This window comes from Bradyrhizobium sp. ORS 285, assembly GCF_900176205.1.
Taxonomy (GTDB): Bacteria; Pseudomonadota; Alphaproteobacteria; order Rhizobiales; family Xanthobacteraceae; genus Bradyrhizobium.
Map to the genome: position 1 here is coordinate 5,373,038 of NZ_LT859959.1, position 25,233 is coordinate 5,398,270.

21 protein-coding genes are annotated in these 25,233 nt (G+C 65.9%); 3 read left to right on the forward strand and 18 right to left on the reverse strand.

From position 1 onward, the window contains the following. The first annotated feature begins 200 nt into the window (after window positions 1–200). Together BRAD285_RS24125 and BRAD285_RS24130 are read left to right on the forward strand one after the other, a co-directional pair. The gene (locus tag BRAD285_RS24125) at window positions 201–1,046 is read left to right on the forward strand and encodes a hypothetical protein (protein ID WP_006612495.1); all 846 of its coding nucleotides are present in this window, start codon (window positions 201–203) and stop codon (window positions 1,044–1,046) included. 51 nt (window positions 1,047–1,097) lie between these two features. Then, window positions 1,098–1,439, forward strand: coding sequence for a hypothetical protein (locus BRAD285_RS24130; protein ID WP_006612496.1), 342 nt, complete (start codon window positions 1,098–1,100; stop codon window positions 1,437–1,439). Window positions 1,440–1,506: 67 nt separating this feature from the next. On the opposite strand, the gene BRAD285_RS24135 is transcribed toward BRAD285_RS24130, so the two are convergent. From BRAD285_RS24135 to BRAD285_RS24190, 12 genes are all read right to left on the reverse strand, one after another. Continuing rightward, window positions 1,507–2,418, reverse strand: coding sequence for a TonB family protein (locus BRAD285_RS24135; RefSeq protein WP_006612497.1), 912 nt, complete (start codon window positions 2,416–2,418; stop codon window positions 1,507–1,509). Continuing rightward, complete coding sequence (gene exbD, locus BRAD285_RS24140) at window positions 2,415–2,840, reverse strand: TonB system transport protein ExbD (RefSeq protein ID WP_006612498.1); 426 nt, start codon at window positions 2,838–2,840, stop codon at window positions 2,415–2,417. Before exbD ends, BRAD285_RS24135 begins: the two co-directional genes overlap by 4 nt. 3 nt (window positions 2,841–2,843) lie before the next feature. After that, window positions 2,844–3,620 (reverse strand): tonB-system energizer ExbB, encoded by a 777-nt coding sequence (exbB, locus tag BRAD285_RS24145; RefSeq protein ID WP_006612499.1) that lies wholly within the window; start codon window positions 3,618–3,620, stop codon window positions 2,844–2,846. A gap of 333 nt (window positions 3,621–3,953) precedes the next feature. Further along, complete coding sequence (locus BRAD285_RS24150; RefSeq protein ID WP_006612500.1) at window positions 3,954–5,696, reverse strand: ABC transporter substrate-binding protein; 1,743 nt, start codon at window positions 5,694–5,696, stop codon at window positions 3,954–3,956. Between the two features lie 126 nt (window positions 5,697–5,822). Further along, window positions 5,823–6,152: a DUF2160 domain-containing protein gene (locus BRAD285_RS24155; protein WP_006612501.1), complete on the reverse strand. Its 330-nt coding sequence runs from the start codon at window positions 6,150–6,152 to the stop codon at window positions 5,823–5,825. Between the two features lie 215 nt (window positions 6,153–6,367). Further along, entirely contained in the window at window positions 6,368–7,174 is an 807-nt protein-coding gene (locus BRAD285_RS24160; RefSeq protein ID WP_006612526.1) for a carbohydrate ABC transporter permease, read from the reverse strand. Then, window positions 7,174–8,076, reverse strand: coding sequence for a carbohydrate ABC transporter permease (locus BRAD285_RS24165; protein WP_006612525.1), 903 nt, complete (start codon window positions 8,074–8,076; stop codon window positions 7,174–7,176). Before BRAD285_RS24165 ends, BRAD285_RS24160 begins: the two co-directional genes overlap by 1 nt. A gap of 3 nt (window positions 8,077–8,079) precedes the next feature. After that, window positions 8,080–9,159 carry an ABC transporter ATP-binding protein gene (locus tag BRAD285_RS24170; protein WP_006612524.1) on the reverse strand — a complete coding sequence of 360 codons (1,080 nt, stop codon included), beginning with the start codon at window positions 9,157–9,159 and terminating at the stop codon, window positions 8,080–8,082. A gap of 12 nt (window positions 9,160–9,171) precedes the next feature. After that, window positions 9,172–10,254, reverse strand: coding sequence for an ABC transporter ATP-binding protein (locus BRAD285_RS24175; RefSeq protein WP_006612523.1), 1,083 nt, complete (start codon window positions 10,252–10,254; stop codon window positions 9,172–9,174). Beyond that, on the reverse strand, window positions 10,251–11,804 hold the full coding sequence (glpD, locus tag BRAD285_RS24180) for a glycerol-3-phosphate dehydrogenase (RefSeq protein ID WP_035646778.1): 1,554 nt from the start codon (window positions 11,802–11,804) through the stop codon (window positions 10,251–10,253). Before glpD ends, BRAD285_RS24175 begins: the two co-directional genes overlap by 4 nt. Window positions 11,805–11,957: 153 nt before the next feature. Beyond that, window positions 11,958–12,791 (reverse strand): DeoR/GlpR family DNA-binding transcription regulator, encoded by an 834-nt coding sequence (locus tag BRAD285_RS24185; protein ID WP_006612521.1) that lies wholly within the window; start codon window positions 12,789–12,791, stop codon window positions 11,958–11,960. 155 nt (window positions 12,792–12,946) lie between these two features. Beyond that, on the reverse strand, window positions 12,947–13,138 hold the full coding sequence (locus BRAD285_RS24190; protein ID WP_006612520.1) for a hypothetical protein: 192 nt from the start codon (window positions 13,136–13,138) through the stop codon (window positions 12,947–12,949). 251 nt (window positions 13,139–13,389) lie between these two features. Between BRAD285_RS24190 and BRAD285_RS35495 the strand changes: the two genes are divergently transcribed. Continuing rightward, window positions 13,390–13,812 carry a hypothetical protein gene (locus BRAD285_RS35495; RefSeq protein ID WP_157681693.1) on the forward strand — a complete coding sequence of 141 codons (423 nt, stop codon included), beginning with the start codon at window positions 13,390–13,392 and terminating at the stop codon, window positions 13,810–13,812. Window positions 13,813–14,015: 203 nt separating this feature from the next. Here the strand turns inward: BRAD285_RS35495 and BRAD285_RS24200 are convergent, their stop codons facing one another. The 6 genes from BRAD285_RS24200 to BRAD285_RS24225 all read right to left on the reverse strand — a co-directional run bounded on the left by BRAD285_RS24200 (window position 14,016) and on the right by BRAD285_RS24225 (window position 25,079). After that, entirely contained in the window at window positions 14,016–14,366 is a 351-nt protein-coding gene (locus BRAD285_RS24200) for an acyl-CoA thioesterase (RefSeq protein WP_244422231.1), read from the reverse strand. Between the two features lie 109 nt (window positions 14,367–14,475). Next, the gene (locus BRAD285_RS24205; protein WP_006612517.1) at window positions 14,476–15,099 is read right to left on the reverse strand and encodes a flavin reductase family protein; all 624 of its coding nucleotides are present in this window, start codon (window positions 15,097–15,099) and stop codon (window positions 14,476–14,478) included. Between the two features lie 40 nt (window positions 15,100–15,139). Further along, window positions 15,140–15,748, reverse strand: coding sequence for a TetR/AcrR family transcriptional regulator (locus tag BRAD285_RS24210; RefSeq protein WP_035646793.1), 609 nt, complete (start codon window positions 15,746–15,748; stop codon window positions 15,140–15,142). A gap of 23 nt (window positions 15,749–15,771) precedes the next feature. Then, complete coding sequence (locus BRAD285_RS24215; protein ID WP_006612515.1) at window positions 15,772–18,912, reverse strand: efflux RND transporter permease subunit; 3,141 nt, start codon at window positions 18,910–18,912, stop codon at window positions 15,772–15,774. Between the two features lie 218 nt (window positions 18,913–19,130). Next, window positions 19,131–20,237 carry an efflux RND transporter periplasmic adaptor subunit gene (locus BRAD285_RS24220; protein WP_006612514.1) on the reverse strand — a complete coding sequence of 369 codons (1,107 nt, stop codon included), beginning with the start codon at window positions 20,235–20,237 and terminating at the stop codon, window positions 19,131–19,133. A gap of 243 nt (window positions 20,238–20,480) precedes the next feature. Beyond that, on the reverse strand, window positions 20,481–25,079 hold the full coding sequence (locus BRAD285_RS24225) for an autotransporter domain-containing protein (protein WP_050886877.1): 4,599 nt from the start codon (window positions 25,077–25,079) through the stop codon (window positions 20,481–20,483). Between the last annotated feature and the right edge of the window lie 154 nt (window positions 25,080–25,233).

Genomic DNA, 25,233 nt, shown 5'->3' on the forward strand with positions numbered 1-25,233 from the left:
AACATCCCTATTGCCGCCGATGCGCTCGCTGAGCTGACAAATAGGGCGAGCGGCTCCTGATCGTTTCCCGATTGCGTCATCTTTCAGCCGAGACCGCCGCATGTTTTCGCCGTGCGCGCTCGTTAGCTCCTGTTCAGGGGAGCGCAAGGATGCAATCGAGCGGCGGCACAAGCGGACAACAAAGACGATCGCGATGGTGCATGACCGTTGCGGCCCTTCTTCTCGCTCCATTTGATGCGGCCGCCGAGGAGATCCAGGGAAATGACCCGGCATCTCCTGGCCATTTCCAGATCGAGCAGCGCTTCGGCTACGTCACGACCTTCAATCCACAGCAGCAGAACAACGGCCGCCGTGCCACGCAGCGCGCACTCACCGGCGAGACCGAGATCGGCTACTCGCCGACCGAGTGGTACGAGATCGCGCTGACCTCGCCTTACGCCATCGCGCGCGCCAACGTGCCGATGGCCATGGGCAACGTGATGGACAATGGCGTGCCCGGCTACTCATTCCAGTCCGGCGGCGTCACCATCCGCCAGACCTTCATCCAGGGCGACCGGCTCGAGCGAACGGTCTTTCTCGGCCTGGTGTCACGTACCATCCTGGCGCCTCAGGGCGGCCTCACGCCGGATCTGTGGGTCGCCAACAAGGCCGGCGCCGGCCAGCCGGGCGCGCCGCGCTTCGTGCAGGAGGCGACGCCGCGCGTGGCGCAGATGTTCACGCCGATCATCGGCCTCAACCTGCCCAACGACTATCAACTGATCTTCAACGCCAACATGACGTTCGGCATCGATGGCGCCGGCTCGGCGTTCGAGCCATCAGTGCGATTCGTCAAACGGCTCAGCGACCGCTGGACCGTCGGCATCGAGCATTTCTCCAATCTCGGGCCGCTCGGCCACATCCTGCCGTGGAATCAGCAGATGCAGACGCTCTATGCCGTCGCCGACACCAAATTCAAAGGCTTCGAGTTCAGCTTCGGCGTCGGCTACGGGCTGACCAACGCCTCGCGTGGCCTCGCGATCAAGACCAGCATCGGCAAGGATTTCTGACCTCGCCACGCGCCCTGCTCGCTTCAACTCAACCTACCAAAAGGACTCGTCATGCGTCGCCTCGTCACCGCCTGCGCCGTTCTCCTGCTGGCCGGCTCCGCCGCCTCAGCCGAGGACGGCCCGCGCTTTCTCAACCGCACCGGCCAGACGATCGTGAAGATGTATCTCGCAGCCGCCGGCACCAAGAACTGGGGCGCCGATCAGTGCAAGAACGACGACGAAGGCATGGTCGACCACAATGAGCGTATGACCCTGGTCGGCGTGAAATCAGGGCGCTACGACATCAAGCTGTCCGAACAAAACGGCCGCACCTGTTTCGCCAAGAACATCGAGCTGAAGGAAGGTGCGCAATTCGTCGTGCGCGACACCGACCTGACGGAGTGCTCCAAGTAGAGCGCGATCTCGCCGCCCCACAGAGCAGGACATCGTCGTGCGCTCGCGCTCTTTCGAGTTGCTCAGCCTACTGAGGTCGAATGCGGATCGGGATGACCAGCGAGGTTTGCGCCTGAGTCATCTCGGCCGGAAATGGCGGGAAGGGCTGGGCGCGATCGACCAGTTCGAGCGCGGCACGATCGACGGTGGCAGAGCCGGAGCTCGACGCGATCCGCCGCGAGACGAGACGTCCGTTGCGCGCGATGACGGCGCTGACACTGACCGTTCCGCCCTCTTTGCCGCCGCTGGCCGTGGTGTTGTAGCGCCGGAAATGAGCGATGAATTCGCTGTTCCAACTGGCCCTGCCCTGCCGTGCGCCCTCGCTATCGGCGCCGGCATTCGGCGCAGCGGCCGAACGGGCCGGCCGGCTCGGCAGCGCCGCAACCTGCTTCGGCGGCGCGGGCTTCTTCTCGACCTTCCTCTCGGGCGGCTTGTGCTCGACGCGCTCGGGGGCCGGCTTCGCCTCCGGCGGCTTGGCCTCGATCGGCTTCGGCGGCGGCGGAGGCGGCAGCACGACGTCATCGGCGCGCGGCGGCTCGGGCGCCAGCGCCACCTGCGGAGCGGGCTCGGGCGTGGGAGTGACTTCGGGCACGGGCACCGGCTGGGCCATCACCTGGGGCTCGGGCTCGGATGAAGGCTGCGGCACCGGCTCGGCGACGGCTTCGCGCGCAACGGGTTCGTCCTTGGCCGGCTCGTCCTTCGGCGTGGGCTCGGCCTGAGGCGCGTCCTGAATTGCCGGCGCCGGCTCGCTCACCACGGCCGGCGTAAACACGACATCGAAGGCAGGAGCTTCTGCGCGCCCTTGCGGCGCCGGCCGCAACAACAAATAGCCGACGGCGAGCCCGACATGCAGCCCGGCCACCACCAGCGCCGCCGTCGTCCACAGCGCCCGCTCCCGGCGGTCCTCATTCTCATATGGATCAAGCGTCAGGACGCTCACGGCGCGGCCCGATCTTCCAGCGCGACCAGCGCCACCTTGGTGTAGCCGGCGCGGCGCAAGCTGTTCATCAGCGCCATGACCTCACCATAGGACAGCGTCTGGTCGGCGCGCAGCAGCACGCGCTGGCCATGATCGGACTTGGTCGCTGCATCGAGCGAAGCCGCAATATCCCCCTGCCCAACGCTCTGGTCGCCGACGGCGAGCGAGCGGTCGGCCTTGAACGTCACGAAGACAGGCGTTTCCGCGCGCGGCTGCGGCTCGGCCGAGATCGCCGGCAGGTTGACCGGGATATCGACGGTCGCGAGCGGTGCCGCCACCATGAAGATGATCAGGAGCACCAGCATGACGTCGATGAACGGCGTCACGTTGATGTCGTGCGTCTCCTCGAACTCGTCGGGACGCTTGGCGAGCTTGACGGCCATGGCCTACTCCGCCGGATTGACGATCGACATCAGCGGCGCATCGACCGCGCGGATGGCGCTACGCCGCGCTTCCGCGGGACCGGCATGCTGACGGTCGAGATCGCGGCTGAGCAGGCGCATCACCGCCACCGAGGCATCGGCGATCACGGCGCGATAGCCGCCGGTGGCGCGCGCAAACAGATTGTAGATGACAACCGCGGGTATCGCTGCCGCAAGGCCGAATGCAGTCGCGAGCAGCGCCTCGGCGATTCCAGGTGCGACCACCGCGAGGTTGGTGGTGTGAGCATGCGAGATGCCGATGAAGCTGTTCATGATGCCCCAGACCGTGCCGAACAAGCCGACGAAGGGCCCGACCGCGCCGACGGTAGCCAGAAGGCCGATGCCGCGTCCGATCCGGGCCACGGCGCCGGCTTCAATGCGTTCGAACTGCCAGGCGACGCGCTCCTTGATGCCGTCGGCCGGCAGGCCGCGCGACTTGTCGATTTCATCCTCGGCCACGGCAAGCAGACGCCCGACCACGCCATCTTCGGCGGCACTGCGTCCCGTCGCATCCGACAAAGAGCGCGCAGCAACGGCAACCCCGAGCGCACCGCGCGCCGTGCGCAGTGCGGAGCGCAGCTGGATCGTCTTGACCACGAGAACGGTCCAGGTCGCGACCGACGCCAGCGCCAGTCCGATCATCACCGCCTTCACGACGATGTCGGCCTGCATGAACATGGTCCAGGGCGACAGCGCTTCGGGCAGCGTGCTCGCGAGACTGGCGATATGCGCCTGATCCATGGCCGAACTCCCTCGATGGCCCCGTGATTGGTGATCGCGATCCCAACGCGGTTCGCATGGAGCGACGCCGGATCGTGCCGAGGCCTTGTTGTTTCCCGTCGTTGGGGCAAAGTCGCGGCGAAGATCGCGACAAATCCCGATGAGGAAGAGTGCCGCCTGTCCTCATCGGCTTCAAGGCGCTTGCAATGTGGAAGTTGTCCCAGGTGCCCCGGGAAGAATTCCCGAATGGAACGGGAGACGCTCTCATCCAGGCAAAAGAAAAGGCCGGGATCGCTCCCGGCCTTAGGTGATTGGATCGCCCGGTCGAGCCGGACGATCCCTTTGACAAGATGCTTACTTGGCTTCGGCGCGCTTCGGCGGGGAGGCCGGCCACGACTTGATCAGCGTGTCGTAGTCGATCGTTTCGCCCTTCGGCTTCTCGTTCGCGAGCTTGCGCTGCGGAGCGATGTTGCCGTCCTTGGCCGACTTGTTGAACCAGAACTCGGCCGATTCCTTCTTGTTCAGCTTCGGACCGCAGTCGCCCTGCACCTTGGACTTCTCGAGGCGCTCGAGCACGGAGTCCTGAGCCGCCGCGAGGGCGTCCATCGCCTGCTGCGGAGTCTTCGCACCCGACGCCGCATCGCCGATGTTCTGCCACCAGAGCTGCGCCAGCTTCGGATAGTCGGGCACGTTGTTGCCGGTCGGGGTCCACTGCACGCGCGCGGGCGAGCGGTAGAACTCGATCAGGCCGCCGAGCTTCGGCGCACGCTCGGTGAACGACTTGTCCCAGATGTCGGATTCACGGATGAAGGTGAGACCGACATGGCTCTTCTTCAGCGACACCGTCTTGGAGACGATGAACTGCTGATACAGCCAGGCCGCCTTGCGGCGATCGACCGGGGTCGACTTCAGAAGCGTCAGCGAGCCGACGTCCTGATAGCCGAGCTTCATGCCATCCTTCCAATACGAGCCGTGCGGCGACGGGGCCATGCGCCATTTCGGCGTGCCGTCGTCGTTCATGACGGGCAGGCCGGGCTTGACCATGTCGGCGGTGAAGGCGGTGTACCAGAAGATCTGCTGGGCGATGTTGCCCTGCGACGGCACCGGACCCGACTCGGAGAAGGTCATGCCCTGGGCCTGCGGCGGAGCATACTTCTTCATCCAGTCGAGATACTTGGCGATCGAGTAGACGGCTGCGGGACCGTTGGTGTCGCCGCCACGCTCGATCGACGAGCCGACCGGACGGCAGCCTTCCATGCGGATGCCCCATTCGTCGACCGGCAGGCCGTTCGGCAGGCCCTTGTCGCCGTTGCCGGCCATCGACAGCCAGGCGTCGGTGAAGCGCCAGCCGAGCGACGGGTCCTTCTTGCCATAGTCCATATGGCCGTAGACCTTGACGCCGTTGATCTCCTTGATGTCGTTGGTGAAGAAGTCGGCGATGTCCTCATAGGCCGACCAGTTCACGGGCACGCCGAGCTCATAGCCATACTTGGCCTTGAACTTGGCCTTGTAGTCCGGGTTGGTGAACCAGTCGTAACGGAACCAATAGAGGTTGGCGAACTGCTGGTCCGGCAGCTGATAGAGATGGCCGTTCGGCGCCGAGGTGAACGACGTTCCGATGAAGTCCTTGACGTCGAGCATCGGATTGGTGACGTCCTTGGCCTCGCCCGCCATCCACTCCGTCAGGTCGACCGCCTGGCCGTAGCGGAAGTGGGTGCCGATGAAGTCGGAATCGTTGATCCAGCCGTCATAGACGTTCTTGCCGGACTGCATCTGGGTCTGGATCTTCTCGACGACGTCACCTTCCTGGATGATGTCGTGCTTGACCTTGATGCCGGTGATTTCCTCGAACGCCTTGGCCAGCGTCTTGGCTTCGTATTCGTGCGTGGTCAGGGTCTCGGAGACGAAATTGATCTCCATGCCCTTGAAGGGTTGCGCGGCCTTGATGAACCACTGCATCTCCTTCATCTGGTCGTCCTTCGAGAGCGTGGACGGCTGGAATTCGGAGTCGATCCATTTCTTGGCAGCAGCCTCGTCGGCTCGCGCCGGCGCGGTGACCGCGGCCGACGCCGCCATCAGCGCAACCGCGCTCGTCATCATCCAGGCCCTTGCCCTCGTCGCAGGCCCGTTCCTTACCGGCAGATGTCGCATGGTGTTCCTCCGTTGCAGCGACAGACTTTTTTCAGGCCCGGGTTGCCCCCGGATCTGCTCGTTCTCGTTTGCTCAGACGATGCGAAAGATCGCAACGGCCGAGGCAAGCGAAACCACGGTTGCGAGCCACAGGCTCGAAATCTCGTATCCTTCCTCGCCGACCGGCAAGGTTGCAATGGTATCGGTGCCGACCAGGGCGATCCATGCCAGATGGATGACGGCCGCCAAAATCAGCGAAATGAACAGGCGGTCGCCGCGCGTGGTCGGAATGCGCAGCACGCCGACCCGCTCGACCTCAGGATAGCGCGCAGCGAGCAGCGTCATGATGACAAGCGTGCAGGCGAGCGCAGCGAAGAAGATCGCCGTCGGCGGCGTCCAGGCCATCCATGCGAGACTGTCCATGGCTCAAACCCTTCTGCCAGAAAGTTCGAAAGCTCCAGCGCGGAACGCGGTGCGCTCCCCTCCCCCCGCGCGAAGCGGAGCTTCGCTAGGCGGGGAGGGGTCGGGGGTGGGGGTCCACGCGAAGACTGCCCGTGGGGTACCCCCCTCCCCAGCCCTCCCCCACAAGGGGGGAGGGAGCGCACCGAGCTTCTGGCTGAAAGCTTGCGCCCGCATCCTCACACCCGCCCCAGCGCGAAGCCGCGCGCGATGTAGTTGCGGACGAACCAGATCACCAGCGCGCCCGGGATGATGGTGAGCACGCCGGCGGCGGCGAGCAAGCCCCAGTCCATGCCGGCGGCCGACACCGTTCGCGTCATGATCGCCGAGATCGGCTTGGCCTCGGTCGCGGTCAGCGTGCGCGCCAGCAGGAGTTCGACCCAGGAGAACATGAAGCAGAAGAACGCCGCGACGCCGATGCCGCTGGCGATCAGCGGCATCAGGATCTTGATGAAGAAGCGCGGAAACGAATAGCCGTCGAGAAACGCCGTCTCGTCGATCTCGCGCGGCACCGACGAGACGAAGCCCTCGAGAATCCACACCGCGAGCGGGATGTTGAAGATGCAATGCGCCAGCGCCACGGCCCAGGGCGTATCGAACAGCCCGATCGCCGAATAGAGATTGAAGAACGGCAGCGCATAGACCGCAGCCGGCGCCATGCGGTTCGACAGCAGCCAGAAGAACAGGTGCTTGTCGCCGAGGAAGCGGTAGCGCGCAAAGGCATAGGCCGCCGGCAGCGCCACGGCGATCGAGATCACCGTGTTGATGACGACGTATTTCAGCGAGTTGATGTAACCGGAATACCAGCTCTCGTCGGTGAAGATGCGCATGTAGTTCGCGATGGTCGGCTGATGCGGCCACAGCGTCATGGTCGAGACGATCTCGGTGTTGGTCTTGAAGCTCATGTTGACCAGCCAATAGATCGGCAACATCAGGAAGACCAGGAACAGCGAGATGATGAGTCGACGGCCCGGAATGGTGTTCATCACGTGCCCCCTTCCGCCGGCCGGCGCTCGGCGCCGGCATTGGTCATGATGGTGTAGAATACCCAGCAGACGATCAGGATGATCAGGTTGTAGACCAGCGACAGCGCCGCAGCCTTGCCGAGGTCGAACTGGCCGAGCGCGATCTTGACGAGCTCGATCGAGATGAAGGTGGTCGAATTGCCCGGACCGCCGCCGGTGACCACGAAGGGCTCGGTATAGATCATGAAGCTGTCCATGAAGCGCAGCAGCACGGCGATCAGCAGCACGCGATGCATCTTCGGCAGCTGGATCGCGGTGAACACCGCCCAGCGCGAAGCGCCGTCGATCTGGGCCGCCTGGTAGTAGGCGTCCGGGATCGATTTGAGGCCGGAGTAGCACAGGAGCGCGACCAGGCTTGTCCAGTGCCAGACGTCCATCAGGATGACGGTGAACCAGGCATCAGCCTCGTTGGAGACGTAATTGTAGTCGAGCCCGACATGGTTGAGCACATAGCCGAGCAGGCCGATGTCGGGACGCCCGAAGATCTGCCAGATGGTCCCGACCACGTTCCACGGAATCAGCAGCGGCAATGCCAGCACGACCAGAGTGAACGCCACGGTCCAGCCATGACGCGGCATGGCCAGCGCAATCACGATGCCGAGCGGGACCTCGATGGCGAGAATGGCGGCGGAGAAGATCAGGTTGCGCCACAGCGAGGCCAGGAAGCGGCCGCCGAGATCGGTCGAGGGATCGAGCAGCTCCTTGAACCAGCCGACGCCGTTCCAGAAGAACTGGTTGTTGCCGAAGGTGTCCTGCATCGAATAGTTCACCACCGTCATCAGCGGCAGGATCGCGGAGAACGCGACCAGCAGGAAGACGGGCAGCACCAGGAACCAGGCCTTGTTGTTGATGGTCTTGTCCATCACTCAGGCTCCCTCGACCAGACGGCTGTCGGCATAGACGTGGACATAGGCCGGGTTGAACTTCAGGCCGATCGCCGAGCCTGACGGCGAAAAGCCCGCCGGCAGACGCGCGGCAAACTTGACGTCGCCGACGCGCACGCGCGCGAAGCGGATGCGGCCGAGATCGTCGACCCGCTCGATATTGGCGTCGAGCAGGCCGGGACCTGGCGCTGCGACATCGACGAATTCCGGGCGCACGCCGATCTCGATCTTGGCGCCGGCCGGGAGCGCGTCGTAGCTGCGCGCAAGCTGCAGCGTGTGGCCGTCGATGCGGGCCTCGCGGCCCTTCACCTGGGCGGAGAGGATGTTCATGCCGGGTGAGCCGATGAAATAACCAACGAAGGTGTGCGCGGGCTTGTCGAACAGCTCGGCCGGCGTGCCGCTCTGCACGACGCGGCCGTCATGCATGACGACGACGGTGTCGGCGAAGGTCAGCGCCTCGGTCTGGTCGTGGGTCACGTAGATCATGGTGAGATCGAGCTCGCGGTGCAGCGCCTTGAGCTTGGAGCGCAGCTGCCATTTCAGCTCGGGATCGATCACGGTCAGCGGCTCGTCGAACAGCACGGCGGCGACATCGGAGCGCACCAGGCCGCGACCGAGCGAGATCTTCTGCTTGGCGTCGGCCGTGAGCCGCGTCGCCTTGCGATTGAGATCTGGCGTGAGATCCAGGAGCCGTGCGATCTCGGCGACGCGCTTGTCAATCTCGGCCTTGGGCACGCCGCGGTTCTTCAGCGGAAACGCGAGATTCTCGCCGACCGTCATCGTGTCGTAGATGACCGGAAACTGGAACACCTGCGCGATGTTGCGCTCGCGGGTCGAGCGTTGCGTGATGTCGGTGCCGTCGAACAGGATCTTGCCGTGCGACGGCGTGAGAATGCCGGAGATCAGGTTCAAGAGTGTGGTCTTGCCGCAACCGGACGGGCCGAGCAGCGCGTAGGCGCCGCCCTGGCGCCAGGTCATCGTCACCGGCTTCAGCGCGTAGCTCTCGACGTCGCTGCCATTGCCGTAGGAGTGGGCGAGACCTTCGAGGTCAATGCGGGCCATGCGGCATCTCCCTCAGATCGCCGGTGCCGCGACCAGGCGGTCAGCGGCGTCGAACACGAAGACGTTGGCGGGATCGAGCACGGCATCGAGGATCTCGCCGGGCTCGTATTCATGCACGCCGTGCAGCACCGCGACCCAGTTCAGGCCGTCGCGCCTGAGATGCACGAAGCTCTCCGAGCCCGTGATCTCGGTGACCGAGACTGTGGCCGGAAAGGCGTGGCGGCCATGGCTGCCGTCGCCCTTGGCCAGCCCGAGCTGATGCGGCCGGAAGCCGACTCGGTAGCTGCCATCGGGCAGATCCGCATACAGACCAATGGCGGGCGCCTTGACGCTCCCTGCGTATTCGACGCTGTCGCCGCGCTTCTGGATATCGACCGTGTTCATTGGCGGATCGGAGAACACCTGGCCGACGCGCAGCGTGTCGGGACGGCGGTACACGGACGCGGTGTCACCCGCCTGCAGCGCCTCGCCTTCCCACATGCAGATGGTGCGTCCGCCGAGCAGCAGCGCTTCCGATGGCTCGGTCGTGGCATAGACGAAGATCGCGCCCGACGCCTCGAAGATGCGCGGCAATTCGGTCCGCAACTCCTCGCGCAGCTTGTAGTCGAGGTTGGCGAGGGGCTCGTCGAGCAGCACGAGATCGGCGCCCTTCACGAGCGCCCGCGCCATGGCCGTACGCTGCTGCTGGCCGCCGGAGAGCTGCAATGGCGTGCGCTTCAGATAAGGCTCGAGCCGAAGCAGCCGCGCGGCTTCCGCCACGCGCTTCTCGATTTCCTCGCGCGGCTTGCCCTGCACGCGTAGCGGCGAGGCGATGTTCTCGTAGACGGTCAGGGAGGGATAGTTGATGAACTGCTGATAGACCATCGCGACCGAACGCTGCCGTACGTCGGCGCCCGTGACGTCCTTGCCGTCGACCAGCACGCGGCCGGTGGTCGGCTTGTCCAGGCCGGCGAGCAGCCGCATGATCGAGGTCTTGCCGGACAGGGTCGGGCCGAGCAGCACGCTCAGCGTGCCGCGCTGCAAGGTCAGCGAGACGTCGCGAATCGTGGTGACGCCATCAACGACGCGCGAGACGTGATCGAGCGTGACGCTCATGCGCGTCCCCCGGCTTCACGCGCCGTCGCGGCCGCGCGCTCGCGGTTGGCGATGATCCATGCATCAAGCGCGGCGATCTCAGCCGCCGACATCCGCAACCCCAGCTTCGATCGCCGCCACACGATGTCCTCGGCCGTCAACGCCCACTCGTTCGTCATCAGGTACCGGACTTCACGCTCCGTCAAGGTGCCACCGAAATCCTGGCCGAGATCGGCCGAAGATGTCGCACCCGCGAGCATGGTCTTGGCCCGCGTGCCATAGGCATGTGCGATGCGCTTCGCATGTGCATCGGCCAGGAACGGATAGGTCTTGCTGATATCCGCGATCAGCGTGCTGACGGCCTGCACCTTCATGTCGCCACCGGGCAACGTCGCCTTGCCGGTCCAGCCCTCTTCCGCCTTGGCGCCTTTCAGATAGGGCGCGAGACGCTCGAGCGCCTCTTCCGACAGCCGCCGATAGGTGGTGATCTTGCCGCCATAGATCGACAGCAAGGGCAGACCGCCGGGCGTATCGAGCTCGAAGACATAGTCGCGCGTCGCCGCCTTGGCTTCGCTGGCGCCGTCGTCATACAGCGGACGCACGCCGGAATAGCTCCACACGACGTCGGCCGGCGTCACCGGCTTGGCAATGTATTCGCCGAGCGCTGCGCAGAGATAGGCGATCTCCTCGTCGGTCGCCTTCACCTTGGCCGGATCGCCCTGGTAGTCGCGATCCGTGGTGCCGATCAGCGTGAAATCCTGCTGATAAGGAATGGCGAAGATGATGCGGCCGTCGGCGTTCTGGAAGATGTAGGCACGGTCGTGATCGTACAGCTTGCGCACAACGATGTGCGAGCCCTGCACCAGGCGCACCTTGGCCTTCGCATTCACGCCGGCGCCGGTCGACAGCACCTGCTCGACCCACGGCCCGGCGGCATTGACCAGCGCGCGCGCCTTGATGGTCTCGCGCTCTCCTGTCTGGGTATTCTCGGTCGTCACCAGCCAGACGTTGCCGTCCTGGCGGATCTCGGTGGCACGCGTACGCGTGCGGATCTCGGCACCACGATCGGCAGCGTCACGCGCGGTCAGAACGACAAGGCGGGCATCGTCGACGAAGCAATCGGAATATTCGAAGCCGGTGGCGTAGCGCCCGGGGATCAGCGGACGGCCGACCTCGTCGCTGCGCAGGTTCACCGACCGGGTCGGCGGCAGCAGCTTGCGGCCACCGAGATGGTCGTAGAGGAAAAGACCGAGGCGCAGCAGCCACGCCGGGCGAAGGCCCGAATGATGCGGCAGAACGAAGCGCAAGGGACGGATGATGTGGGGCGCGATCTGCCACAGGATCTCGCGCTCGATCAGCGCCTCGCGCACGAGGCGAAACTCGTAATATTCGAGATAGCGCAGGCCGCCGTGCACGAGCTTGGTCGACCAGGACGAGGTTCCGCTCGCCAGATCGTTCATTTCGCACAGGAAAACGGAATTTCCGCGTCCGGCCGCATCGCGCGCGATGCCGCAGCCGTTCACGCCGCCTCCGATAATGGCGAGGTCGTAGATCCGCTCCAACAGACGCATCCCCCGAACAATCGCCTTGCGTAGGCGATTTCACTTTCGGTTTCGAGTTAAACACAAACGAAAGTGAAAGCAAATCGAAATTCGCATGTTGGCCCGGGATTGGGCAAAACCTGCCCAAACCAGGATCAAGCAGCCTGCAGGGGTGGCGGGACGTCAGGCGCGGCGGAGCACGGAAGGCGAGGCGGTTTCGTTTGCCTCTGCGGCCTCCTCGGCCTCGTCCGCGGGCATGGCCGAGATCACCTCGATGCCCCGGCTGTGGCAGAGGCTGGCCAATCCGTCCGGCAACGGACGGCCGGTGACGAAGGTCTGGATCTGGCTGAGATGGGCGATACGCACCGGCGCGCTGCGGTGGAGCTTGGTGGAATCGGCCACCAGCATGACGCTGCGTGCATTGGCGATGATCGCCTGCGCGACCTGCACCTCGCGATAGTCGAAGTCGAGCAGCGCGCCCTCCTCGTCGATGGCAGAGGCGCCGATGATCGCATAATCGACCTTGAACTGGCCGATCAGCTGCGTCGCCGTCGAGCCGACCACGCCGCCATCCGAGCGGCGCACGCTGCCGCCCGCGACGATCACCTCAATGCGCGGATGCGGATAGAGCAGCATCGCGACGTTGAGATTGTTGGTGATGACGAGGAGATCCTGATGGGACGTCAACGCGCTCGCCACCTCCTCCGTCGTCGTGCCGATATTGATGAAGAGCGAGGAGCCGTTCGGAATGCGGGCGGCCGCGATCGCGCCGATGGCCTTCTTCTCGTCGGCAGCGACGAAGCGACGCGCCTCGTAAGCGAGGTTCTCGACCCCCGAAGCGATGATGGCGCCGCCATGGATGCGGGTCAGCGCGCGCTGCTCGCAGAGATCGTTCAGATCCTTGCGAATCGTCTGCGCGGACACTTCGAACCGGCGCGACAGATCCTCCACCATGACGCGGCCGGAGGCGCGGGCGATGTTGAGGATGTCGGTCTGGCGTTGAGACAGGACGGCCATGGCAAGCTTTCGAAACGAGCTGCACCATGGTGATGCTGATCGAGTCAAGGGTCAATGCACGTGGCGCCCGAACGCACCGCAACAATCACCGGCCTGTCAGAGGGGCAGCATCACATCTTGCGGCTGACAGCGCCCCACAGGCGCCGTCGCTCCGATCAGGCCGCCGCGCTCAGCTCGCCGGTGACGATGCGCAGCGCGGCGCGCTCGGCTTCACGGGCATTGCGAAACACCTGGCCCTCGAGCGCATTGAAGCGATGCGACGCGGCGAAGAAGCGAAAGCCGCCGCGATCGCGGACGACGATGCCTGCCGCCTGAGAGCTGACCTCGATGATGTAGGTGTCGGACATTGCGAAATCCCGTCGTTCATTCCGGGGCTTATAACGGAACACCGAAGGGAATGTTCCCTGCAGCGCCCGCGGCTTCGGTCCATGCGGAATGTCAACAGGCGATTCTGTCCGTGGTGTGTTTGACTGATGCCAGGGTGATGATGAGGTGTTGTCGTTTCCGTTGTCTCGCAACGCAACCGGATTACCGAAGAGCGTGACACGATCCGGCACGCGGATCGCGATCGTCACGATGATTGGCAAGAGCGCCGAACATGGGCTCCACCACGTCAGTGCGGATCTTCCGGCACCAGAGTGGCCTTGCGATGCGACGCATCGAATCCGCCCAGACGATCATGGTGACGGCCGAGCAGTTGGTAGATCGTGCGAAGATCCTGCAGCACCTCGACGTGGTGCTGGCGGAACGCACTGAGCTGAATCTCGTAGACGCCGATTCGCCGCTCGGCGTGGAGAAGCCGCTGTTGCAGCTTCTTGAGGACCTCCAAGGTCAGCTTTTCTTCGACATCCGACATGGATTCTCTCCCACCCTGTTTGCGCAAGATGCCCCCGATCGTTTCCCGCGCGTGATCGGCCATTTTTTCCGGCCTGTTGTCGCCGCCCCCAGCGAGCATTCAATCACGAATATGAGTTCTCAACGGAGACTCGCAATGCGGCAGAGACGCGGCACCGCCGCCTGACGCAACCTCAACTTGCGATCATCGTAAACGTGCCCGGCCGCAGCCCGCGCTCGACGACACCGAATGCATCCTTGCGGGCTTTCCTGTTCGCGCTGTCACGCAAACGCCGGCCGTCACGACGCGGTTCCGCGATCAATGTCGCGTCATGTGCAGCGGGAATTAACGGACGTTATTGACGGATGCAGCGATGCAACGCGCTGCGATCACGTCGTGATCACACCATCGCGCTTGATCGGCTGCGGACGGCCGTTGTCATCGATCGAGACGTAGGTGAAGTTGCCGTCGGTGACCAGGATCGGCTGCTCCTCCTTCCGGCGCAGCACCCAGGCTTCGAGTCGCACCGTCATGGACGTGCGGCCGACGCGCACGAGATGCGCATAGACCGACACGAGATCGCCGACATAGACCGCCTTGCGGAAGTTCATCGCCTCGATCGCCACCGTCACGGTGCGCGACTTCGCGACCTTGGCCGCGAACACGCCGCCGCCGACGTCCATTTGGCTGAGCAGCCAGCCGCCGAAGATGTCGCCATTGGCATTGGTGTCGGCCGGCATCGCAAGCGTACGGATGCAGAGATCACCGCGCGGTTCGGTCGGCGGGGCATGGGCGGCAGATTCGGTCACGTCAGTCGGTCTCCAGTTTGCGGCACTCGGCGAGAAGCGATCAGTCCGGCCTGATCATCTCGAACATGTCTTCGGCCTTGATCTCGAAATAGTCGCCGCGGCGGCCGGCGCGCACGATCGGATGCGCCAGCGCGGTCTGGTAGACGCCGTCCTTGATCAGCGTCTTGTCGATATGCACGGCGACGACCTCGCCGAGCGTGAGCCAGGCCTGCGCCTTGGTGCCGTCGGCGCCCTGCAGTTGGATGATCTGCGTCACCTTGCACTCGAACGCCACGGGGCTTTCGCCGACGCGCGGCACGTTGACGTGCTTGCACGGCACCGGCGTGACGCCGGCCAGTGCGAACTCGTCGACCTCGCGCGCAACATGCGCGGCCGAGGCGTTCATGTGTTTAGCCAGATCCCGTGTCACCAGATTCCAGACGAACTCGCCGGTGTCCTGGATGTTGGCGACCGAGTCCTTCCATTGCGTCGAGGAGAAGCCGATGATCGGCGGGGTGTAGTTGAACGCGTTGAAGAAACTATATGGGGCAAGATTGGCGTTGCCCTTGCCGTCCCGCGAGGAGATCCAGCCGATCGGGCGCGGCGCAATGATGGCGTTGAAGGGGTCGTGCTTGAGGCCGTGGCCGTTCTTCGGTTCGTAGAAATGCAGATCCCGTTCGGTCACGCCGTCGTCCCTTCCGTCATTGCTCACAATGACGGAGAACTTAGCTTGCGGCGCCCTTCGAACCAAGCCCCGCCAGGACGAAATCGATCATCTCGTCCACCGTCGGGCCCGGCTTGGTCGCGCATTGCGCGATCATCTGCGGATGGAAGAAGCGCATCATCGCCGTCGTTGCACATTTCGTCGCCAACACGATGTCGCTGACGGCAAATTCGCCGGAGGCAGCGCCCTGCCCGATCACGCGGCCGATGATCTCGGTGACCAGCATAATGTGCGCTTCGCAGACCTCCCAGCTCTCCTCCATCGCGATCGCGACCATCTCGTGCAGCTTGTTGTCGCCAACATAGCGCTCGGTGTTCATGCGATGAATGGTGCCGAGCAGCTCGCGCAGCCGCGGCACGGCGGGGCCCTCTCGTTCGGCGATCGCGATCGCAGCCACCTCGACCTGGCCCATCAAGGTGCGCGCGACGCCCTGATGGATTGCCTTCTTCGAATCGAAGAAGCGATACACATTCGCCGGGCTCATGCGTAGCTCCTTGGCGATGTCGGCGACGGTCGTCTTCTGGTAACCGATCTGTCGAAACAGGCGCTCGGCAACAACCAGGATGCGTTCGCGCGTATCGGGTTCGATGTGTTCGGAAACCAGCGTCATCATGCCTGCGATCTGTTGATCCCCTACTCGGCCGCCTCGGCCAACGGCAGCGCGGGGGCCGCCCCTTCAACGTGCTGCGCTGCAGAATGATCCTGCGCGGCAGCCCCGCGCTCATCAAGGCTCTTGCGGAACCATAAGGCATACAATCCCGGCAAGTACAGCAGCGTCAGGAAGGTTGCAACGAACAAACCGCCCATGATGGTGATCGCCATCGGCCCCCAGAACGCCGATCGCGACAGCGGGATCATGGCCAGGATCGCGGCCAGCGCGGTCAGCACCACGGGGCGGGCGCGGCGCACGGTGGCTTCGATGATGGCCTCGCGCCGGGTCAGGCCCGAGTTGACGTCGTGCTCGATCTGATCGACCAGGATCACGGTGTTGCGCATGATCATGCCGGCGAGCGCGATCAGGCCGAGCAGCGCGACGAAGCCGAACGGCGCATTGGCGACGTTGAGGCCGAGCGAAGCGCCGACGATGCCGAGCGGCGCGGTGAGGAACACCAGCAGCAGCCGCGAGAAGCTCTGCAACTGGATCATCAGCAAGGTCAGCATCACGATCGCCATGACTGGAAACAGCGCGGCCAGCGACGCATTGCCCTTGGCCGATTCCTCGATCGCGCCGCCCATCTCGATGCGATAGGCCGGATCGAGATGGCTGCGGATATCGGCGAGCTTCGGCCAGATCTGGTTGGTCACGTCGGGCGCCTGCACGCCGTCGGCGACGTCGGCGCGCACCGTGATAGCCATGTCGCGGTTGCGCCGCCACAGGATCGGCTCCTCGTGGGAATATTCGATCTTGGCGATCTGCTGCAGCGGCACGGCGACGCCGTTGCGCGACGTGATGGTGAGGTCGCCGACCCCCGCGAGATCGAGCCGCTCGGACGGCACCGCGCGGGCGATGACGCCGACCTTCTCGATGCCGTCGCGGATCGTCGTGACCTGGACGCCGGAGATCAACATGGCCAGCGACTGCGAGACGTCCTGCGGCGTGAGGCCGAGCGCGCGGGCGCGGTCCTGGTCGACGACGAGCTTCAGGTACGGCGACTGCTCGTTCCAGTCGAGCTGCGCATCGCGCGTGTTCGGATTCTGCCGGACGACGTCGCGCACCTGGCGCGCGATGTCGCGCACTTGGGCGGTGTCGGGGCCGATGACGCGGAACTGCACGGGGAAGCCGACGGGTGGGCCGAAATTGAAGCGGTCGACGCGCACGCGCGCCTCGTTGATCTGGCCATCGGCGGCCGCCGACTCGATTCGCGCCTTGATGCGCTCGCGCGCGGCGACATCCTTGGCGACGATGACGATCTCGGCGAACGCTTCGTTCGGCAGCTGCGGCGAGAGGCCGAGCCAGAAGCGCGGCGAGCCCTGGCCGACATAGGAGGTGAAGGTCTCGATATCCTTGTCGCCCTTCAGCAGGTCCTCGGCCTTGCGCGCCGCCTTTTCCGTCACGTTGAAGGCGGTGCCCTCCGGCAGCCGCAACTGCAGGAACAATTCGGGCCGCTCCGACAGCGGGAAGAACTGCTGCTGCACATGGCCGAAGCCGACGACCGAGGCCGCGAACACCGCGACCGTCGCGCCGACGGTGATGATTCGATGATCGACGCACCAGCGCACGATCCGGCGCAGGCCGCGATACATGCGCGTGTCGTAGATCGCGTGCTCGTCATGGCCATGACGCGCCTTCATGTCCGGCAGCAGCTTGACGCCGATATAGGGCGTGAAGATCACCGCGACGAACCATGAGGCGACCAGCGCGATCGCAACGATCCAGAAGATGCTGCCGGCATATTCGCCGGTCGCGGAATTGGCGAAGCCGATCGGCAGGAAGCCCGCGGCCGTGACCAGCGTTCCCGTCAGCATCGGGAATGCCGTCGACTCCCAGGCATAGGACGCCGCGCGCACGCGGTCCCAGCCCTGCTCCATCTTCACCACCATCATCTCGACCGCGATGATGGCGTCGTCCACAAGCAGGCCGAGCGCGATGATCAGCGCACCGAGCGAGATGCGATGCAAATCGAGGCCCATCGCGCTCATCACGATGAACACGATGCCGAGCACCAGCGGCACCGACAGCGCCACCACGATGCCCGTGCGCCATCCCAGCGCCAGGAAAGAGACGAACAGCACGATCGCCAGCGCCTCGACGAAGGAATGCACGAACTCGCCGACCGCGGTCTCGACCACCTTGGGCTGGTCGGCGATCTGCGTCAGCTCGATGCCCTGCGGCACCGCCTTCATGAAGTCGTCAGAGGCGGCATGAACGTCCTTGCCGAGCTCGAGGATGTTGGCGCCCTTGGCCGTGACGACTCCGATGCCGAGCGCCGGCTTGCCCTCCTGGTTGACCTTGAAAGTGGGTGGATCGACGAAGCCATGCGTGACGGTCGCGATGTCGCCGAGCCGGAACACGCGGCCATTGCTCTCGACCGGCGTCTCGGCCACCGCCTTGGCTCCGTCGAGCGCGCCGGTGACGCGCAGCGGCACGCGCTGCGAGGACGTTTCGACCGTGCCGGCCGGCGTCACGTTATTCTGCTTGGCGAGCGAGTCGAACAGCGCCTGCGCTGATATGCCGAGCGTCGCCAGCTTGGCATGGCTGAACTCGACATAGATGCGCTCGTCCTGAGTGCCGTAGAGATTGACCTTGGTGACGCCGTTGACCTTCAACAGCCGCTGACGAAGGCCCTCGGCGACCTTCTTCAACTGCGCATAGTCGGCGCCGTCGCCGGTCATCATGAACAGGATCGAATCGACGTCGGAGAACTCGTCATTGACGAACGGTCCGAGGACGCCCGATGGCAGCGAGCCCTGCGCATCCGCAAGCTTCTTGCGGACGAGATAGAACAGATACGGCACCTCCTTCGGCGGCGTCGAGTCGCGGAAGGTCACCTGCATCGCGCTGAAGGCGGGCTTGGAGTAGGTCTGCACCTTCTCGAAATAGGGCAGCTCCTGCAGCTTCTTCTCGATGGGATCGGCGACCTGGCTCTGCATTTCGGTCGCCGTCGCGCCCGGCCACATCACCGAGATGTTCACGACCTTGACGGTGAAGGACGGATCCTCGGCGCGCCCGAGCCGCTGATAGGAGAGGAAGCCGAACAGGCCGAGGGCTACGATCAGGAACAGCACCAGCGGCGGATGACTGACCGCCCAGGCCGACAGGTTGAACCGCTTCATGGCACGCTCCCCGATGAGGACCTAATCGTTGCAAGCTTCAGTGGCCTCATCCTTCGAGACGCATCGCTTGCGCGATGCTCCTCAGGATGAGGATTTAGCTCCTCATGGTGAGGAGCGCGGCCACGCCGCGCGTCTCGAACCATGACGCCAAGTTGCGGGCCTCGCCCTTCCAGACGCCCGCCTTCGGCGGGCTCCTCGGGGTGAGAGTTGAAAGTTCGTTAGAACGTCAGCGCCGAGACCACGCGCACCTTCTGCGCGGGGTCGATCTTCTGCACGCCGAGCGCGACGACCTTCTCGCCTTCGTCGACGCCGGAGGTGATCAGCACGTCCTTGCTGTCGTAGGCCTTCACCTTGACCGGCTTCGGCGTCACCTCGCCCTTGTCGTTGACGACGTAGAGCGAGGGGTCGCGGCCGTCGTTGAACAGCGCCGACAGCGGCAGCCGGGCCACGCGCGTCGTGGCGGGATCGGACAGCGTGAGCGTTGCGGTCATGCCGAGCGAGACGCTGTCGTTGGCGTCGGGCAAGGAGAACTTTGCGAGATAGGTACGGGTCGCGGGATCGGCGGCGGGCGCGATCTCGCGCAGCCGCGCGGTGTAGGTCTTGCCGCTCTCCGACCACAGCGATACGGTGGCTGTGCCGTTCTTGGCGCGGTCGAGCAAGGTCTCGGGGATCGCGACGACAGCCTCCTTCTCGGCGAAGCGCGCGAGGCGGATCGCGGCCTGGCCGGCGGCCACGACCACGCCCGGCTCGATCATCGACGCGGTGACGACACCGCGCGCATCCGACACCAGCGTCGCGTAGGACAGCGAATTGCGCGTCAGCTCGACCGAGCGCTCGGCGCGATTGAGCCGCGCGCGGGCTTCATCCGCGGACGCCTTGGCCTGGTCCATCTGAGCATCCGTGGTCCAGCCCTTGGCGCGCAACTCCTTGGCGCGGATCTCGGCCGCAGAGGCCTGCGCCAGCACGCCGGTCGCGGCGCGGAATTCGGCCTCGGCCTGCTCGGCCTGCAGCTTCAGATCGACCTCGTCGAGCGTCGCAAGCGGCTGGCCGACCTCGATGGTCTGGCCGACCTCGACCAGGCGCTTGGCGACCTTGCCGGCGACGCGAAAACCGATGTCGGCCTCGATCCGCGGCCGGATGGTGCCCACGAAGCTTCGCTCGGGCGTTTCGGCCTCGTAATGGACGGACGCGACCAGAACCGGCCGGACAGGCTCGGCCTTCTGGGCGACGGTTTCATTGCAGCCGGCCAGTGCGGCGGCCATGGTGGCCAGCGCAATGCCGGTCAACAGCTTGGAATAGCTCGCGAAAATCAGGCGGATCAACATCGGACACCCCTCGCTGCGAATGCGAAGGAGTGTCGAATGTTGAGTGACGATTGTCAATAATCGTCAGCGATCATGACTTCGTGACTGTTAAGACAAGTTGCCGCAGGTGCTCAATAGACGGGCAGTCTTGATCGGCGCGGCGCCTCATCGTCCCCCGCCATCCGCGCGGGCGACCGCTCCCGGACGGCCGGGAGGGTGCAACTGCTCAGCTAACGATCGCGGGGTCGCCGCGGATCGCTCGCGTCACCACGCGTAACGCACGGTGCCCTTGCCCATGTACGACCGCGAGACATTGGAGAACTCGCCGTCGAAGGTCAGCGCGGTGGACCAGCCGTTGAGCCAGCCCATCTCGGCCGAGGCCGTGACGAGGCCTGCGTCCTTCGCCGCGGCCGCGCCGTTGACGACGAAGCTCGCACCGGGCAGCGCCTGGAAGGTGGCGGCCGCGGTGCGGCTCGGGTTGAAGTCGTGGGCCCAGGCGGCGCGGCCGCGCAAGGTCAGCACGCCATCGGCCAGCGCAAACGACTTGTCGGTGCGCAGGCCGAGCTCGCTGCGCGTGTCGGTAACGCTCTGACGCGTGTAGTTCAGCGCGAAGGTGGCGCTGCCGGACAGCACCTGCTCGGCATAGGCGGGCAGATCGATCCGTGTGAGCTGTGCAGCCGCATAGGGCGTGATGCCGACGCCGAGCCACGGCGCGGCGAAGCGATAGCCTCCCTCGATCCGGCCCGACCAGGTGTTGGTGTTGAACTGCGCCCGCAGCCGGTCGACGCCGGCGACGGTGACGATGCGATCGCTGGTGACGTCCTGCCAGCCATAGGCGAGCGCTGCCGACACATAAGCAGGACCGATCGCATGACGCACGAACGCGCCGGCCTGGAACAGATCGGAGCGGCCGCTGCCGAGCGCGCCGACATGGAAGGTTGTGCCGCCGCCCGCCAGCGCAAAGCCCGCGATCGTGTCCGGCCCGATCAGATAATCGAGGCCAACAGCCGTGCCGTAGATGAGGCTCGAGCTGTTGCTCGATCCGGCCGCGACGTTGCCATCGGTCGATTGTCCGCCCCCAAAGCCGGAGGCCCACACCGCCCAGCGCTGCGCGAAGCTCGCGGGGGGTGCCTTGTCGAGCGATGCCATCGCGTCGCGCGCGTCGCCCTTGCGCGAGGGCGCGTCCTCCGCGTAGCCGAGCGCGCCACCTCCAGGCGCTCCGCCGCGGCCTGCCGCGGTCGGGTCCATCAGCATGCCGGCGAACTGCCCCATCGCATCGACCGAGGTCGATTGCGGGCTCGTGCCCTGCTCGCCGGACAATTGCGTCAGGCCGGCCGCCGTCAGGCCGCCGAAGGCGCGCGGAATACGTCCCTCTTTGTTGAAGTAGTTGACGATCGTGTTGCCGACACCCTGCTGGTTGGCGTTGAAGCCCGAGCCCGACGGCGGGACGAACGCCAGGGCGAGATCGAGATAGGCGTGGGTGGCGTCGTAGCTGAGCGAGGTCGCGAAGGTTGCAGGCAGGTTCGTCGTGACCACATCGCGTGCGAACGTGCCGGAGACGCCGCCTGCGGCCGTCACGATCGTATAGCGCTTCTCGATGTAGTTGCCGGCCGCAAACGACGCCGCGACGGTGGCGCCGCCGAGCGTGGCCGTGCCGGTCACGGTCGTCGTCGACGACGTGGTCGGGTCGATCTGCACCAGATACTGCGCGCCCGACTGGAAGGCGAGATTGCCGGCCACAATCATCGATGAGCCGACGCTGCCGCTGCCCGGCGTGAACGTGCCGCCCGATGCGACCAGGAGATTGCCGACCGTGCCGGTGCCGGTCAGCGCGCCGCCGGCGCCGACGATCGTCAGGCCCGAGGAGGCGATAGAACCGTCCACCTGCAGGACGCCGCCATCGATGGTCGTCGCGCCGGTGTAGCTGCTCGTTCCCGACAGCACGACCCGGCCGCTGCCGCTCTTGACGACATTGCCGGTGCCGCCGAGTGCCGCGCTGATCACGCCGCTCTGCAGCGCGAACGTCCCAGCCGATGCCAGCGTGCCGTTCGCGATCGTGCCGGTTGCGAAACTCACCCCGCCATTCTGGGTCTGGGTGGTGCCGCCGAGATCGAGCACGCCGCCCCACATCATCAGCGCGCCGCCGGCGTCACCCAGCGTGCCGCTGCCGCTGATCTGCAACGTTCCGTCCGCAATGGTCGTGCCGCCGGTGTAGCTGTTGGCGCCCGACAGGGTCACCACGCCGCTGCCGTTCTTGCTGAGGCCGGCGGGTCCCGCCAGCGCCGCACTCACCGTGCCGCTCTGCAGGTCGAAGGCGGCGTTCGACGACAGCGTGCCATTGGCGATCGTGCCGCCGGTCAAGGTGACGCCGCCGTTCTGAATCTGCGTCGTGCCGCCGAGATCGAGCGTGCCGCCGGACACCGTCAGCGCGTTGCTCGTGGCGCCGAGCGTGCCGGAGCCGGAGAGTTGCAGCACGCCGTCGAGAACGCTGGTGCCACCCGTGTAGCTGTTGGCCCCTGCCAGCGTCAGCGTGTCGCGCAGGGTCTTTCGCACGCTGCCGGATCCGGTGAGCGCCGCGCCGACGCCGCCCGCCATCAGGGCAAAGGTCCCGCTCGAGGACAGTTCGCCGTTGACGATGTACCCGCCCGACAGGGTCACGCCGCCATTCTGCGTCTGCGTCGTGCCGCCAAGATTGAGCTCGCCGCCGGCCACCGTCAGCGCGTTGCTCGCGGCACCGAGCGTGCCGGCGCCGGTCAGTTGCAGCAGACCGCCGAGAACCGTGGTGCCGCCGCTGTAGCTGTTGGCGCCCGACAAGGTCACCGTGCCGCCGCTCTTGATCAAATTGCCGGTCCCGGCCAGCGCCGCGCTGATCGTGCCGCCCTGCACGTCGAAGGTCCCCGACGACGACAACGTGCCGTTGGCGATGGTGCCGTTCGTGACGCGCACGCCGCCGTTCTGCGTCTGCGTCGTGCCGCCGAGATCGAGCATGCCGCCGGACACCGTCAGCGCGTTGCTGGTGGCGCCGAGCGTGCCGGCGCCGGAGATCTGCAGCACACCGTTGAGCACGCTGGTGCCGCCGGTGTAGCTGTTGGCCCCGGCGAGCGTCATGAAACCGCTGCCGGTCGCTCGCACGCCGCCGGCTCCGGTGAGCGCTACGCCGAAACTGCCGCCGATCAGGGTGAAGGTCCTGCTCGAGGACAGCGTGCCGTTGACGATGTATCCGCCCGACAGGGTCACGCCGCCATCCTGCGTCTGCGTGGTGCCGCCGAGGTTGAGCTCGCCGCCGGCCACCGTGAGCGCGTTGCTCGCGGCACCGAGCGTGCCGGCGCCGGTCAGCTGCAGCAGACCACCGAGAACCGTTGTGCCGCCGCTGTAGCTGTTGGCGCCCGACAAGGTCACCGTACCGCCGCTCTTGACCAGGTTGCCGGTCCCGGCCAGCGCCGCGCTGATCGTGCCGCCCTGCAGGTCAAACGTCCCGGACGATGACAAGCTGCCATTCGCGATGGTGCCGTTCGTGACGCGCACGCCGCCATTCTGCACCTGTGTCGTGCCGCCGAGATCGATCGTGCCGCCTTCGATGGTCAGCGAGCCGCCGGCGGCGCCGAGCACGGCCCCGGTGGCGAGTTGCAGCGTTCCGCTCGACACGAGCCACTTGACCGCCGTGCTGTTGGTGCCGCTCACGGTCCAGGTGCCGGAGCCGGACTTCCCCAGGGTGCCGAAGCCCTGATACTGCGTCCCGAGGCTCGAGAGATCGAAGCTCGCATTGGTCGCGCCGCTCAGGCTTACCGAATCGAGCGTGCTGGCGGCGACGACGTTACCGATGATGGTGCCGCCGGCCAGCAGTTCGATGCTGTTGCGGCCGCCAGTGAAGGTGATGGCGTTGGCGCGCGTCGTGCCGTCGCCCGACAATCCGCCCGAGATCGTGCCGCTGTTGAACACCACGATATCGGAGCCGGTGATGCCGGCGCCGCCCGCGCCTGCGCTGCCGCCACCGCCGCTGCCCGGCGCACCGCCATTGCCGCCGATGATCGTGCCAGTGTTGAAGATGGTCAGGCCGCCCGATGCCGCGATTCCGGCTCCGCCGGCGCCGCCATTCCCTGCGCGTTCGCCATTGTCTCGAGTCTGAACGGCGCCGCCCGCGCCGCCATTGCCGCCGGTGATGGTGCCGCTGTTGGTCAGACCGTTGGAACCGCCGGTGAAGGACACGCCGATGCCGCCGCTGCCGGCATCACCGCCGGCGGCGCCACCACCGCCGCCATTGCCGCCATTGCCGCCCTTGCCGCCGGTGACCGCGCCGCTGCTGGTGACGACCACGCCGATGCCGTTCACGGCGGTGCCATAGCCGCCGGCGCCGCCGCCGCCTCCGCCGCCGATCCAGCCGTTGCCGTTGGCTCCTGGAGGGCCGTTGCCGCCATTGCCGCCATTGCCGCCGGCCGCGCTGGAGAGCGCGCCCGCAGCCGTCACGAGGGCGCCATGCGCGCCGCCGCCACCGCCCCCGCCGGCCATGGCCCCGGTGGTCGAATCGCTGCCATTGCCGCCGCTGGCGCCCGGCGTCGCCCCGCCTGCCCCGCCCGCGGGGTTGGCTGTGCCGAGGTCAAATCCGACGCCGCCTGCGCCGCCGGTGACACCGGCGCCACCACCACCGCCGCCGCTCGCAAACCCATGGTCGCTCACGCCGGCGCTGCCGGTGCCGCCCGCTGCCGTCGCGCTGTCGGCGCCCCCGGCCGCACCCGTGGTCAGGCCGACTCCGGTGCCGCCGTCGGCGAGCGCCGGCACGACGAAGGCGAGCGAGAGAACCAGTCCGGTCGTTCCGAGAAAACCCTGCACGACCCGGCGAGGCCGCCGCACAATCACAGCACGCATCAATCGTCTCACAGCAATCATTGATGGGGCTGAGCGACGATATCGCTCGCGTCCCGATCCACTGCGGACGGGGTAACAATGCGTGCCGAACGCGACAACGAACGGCCCGGTCGAGGACCGGGCCGTTCGTCTCAATCACTTGATCAGCAATCTC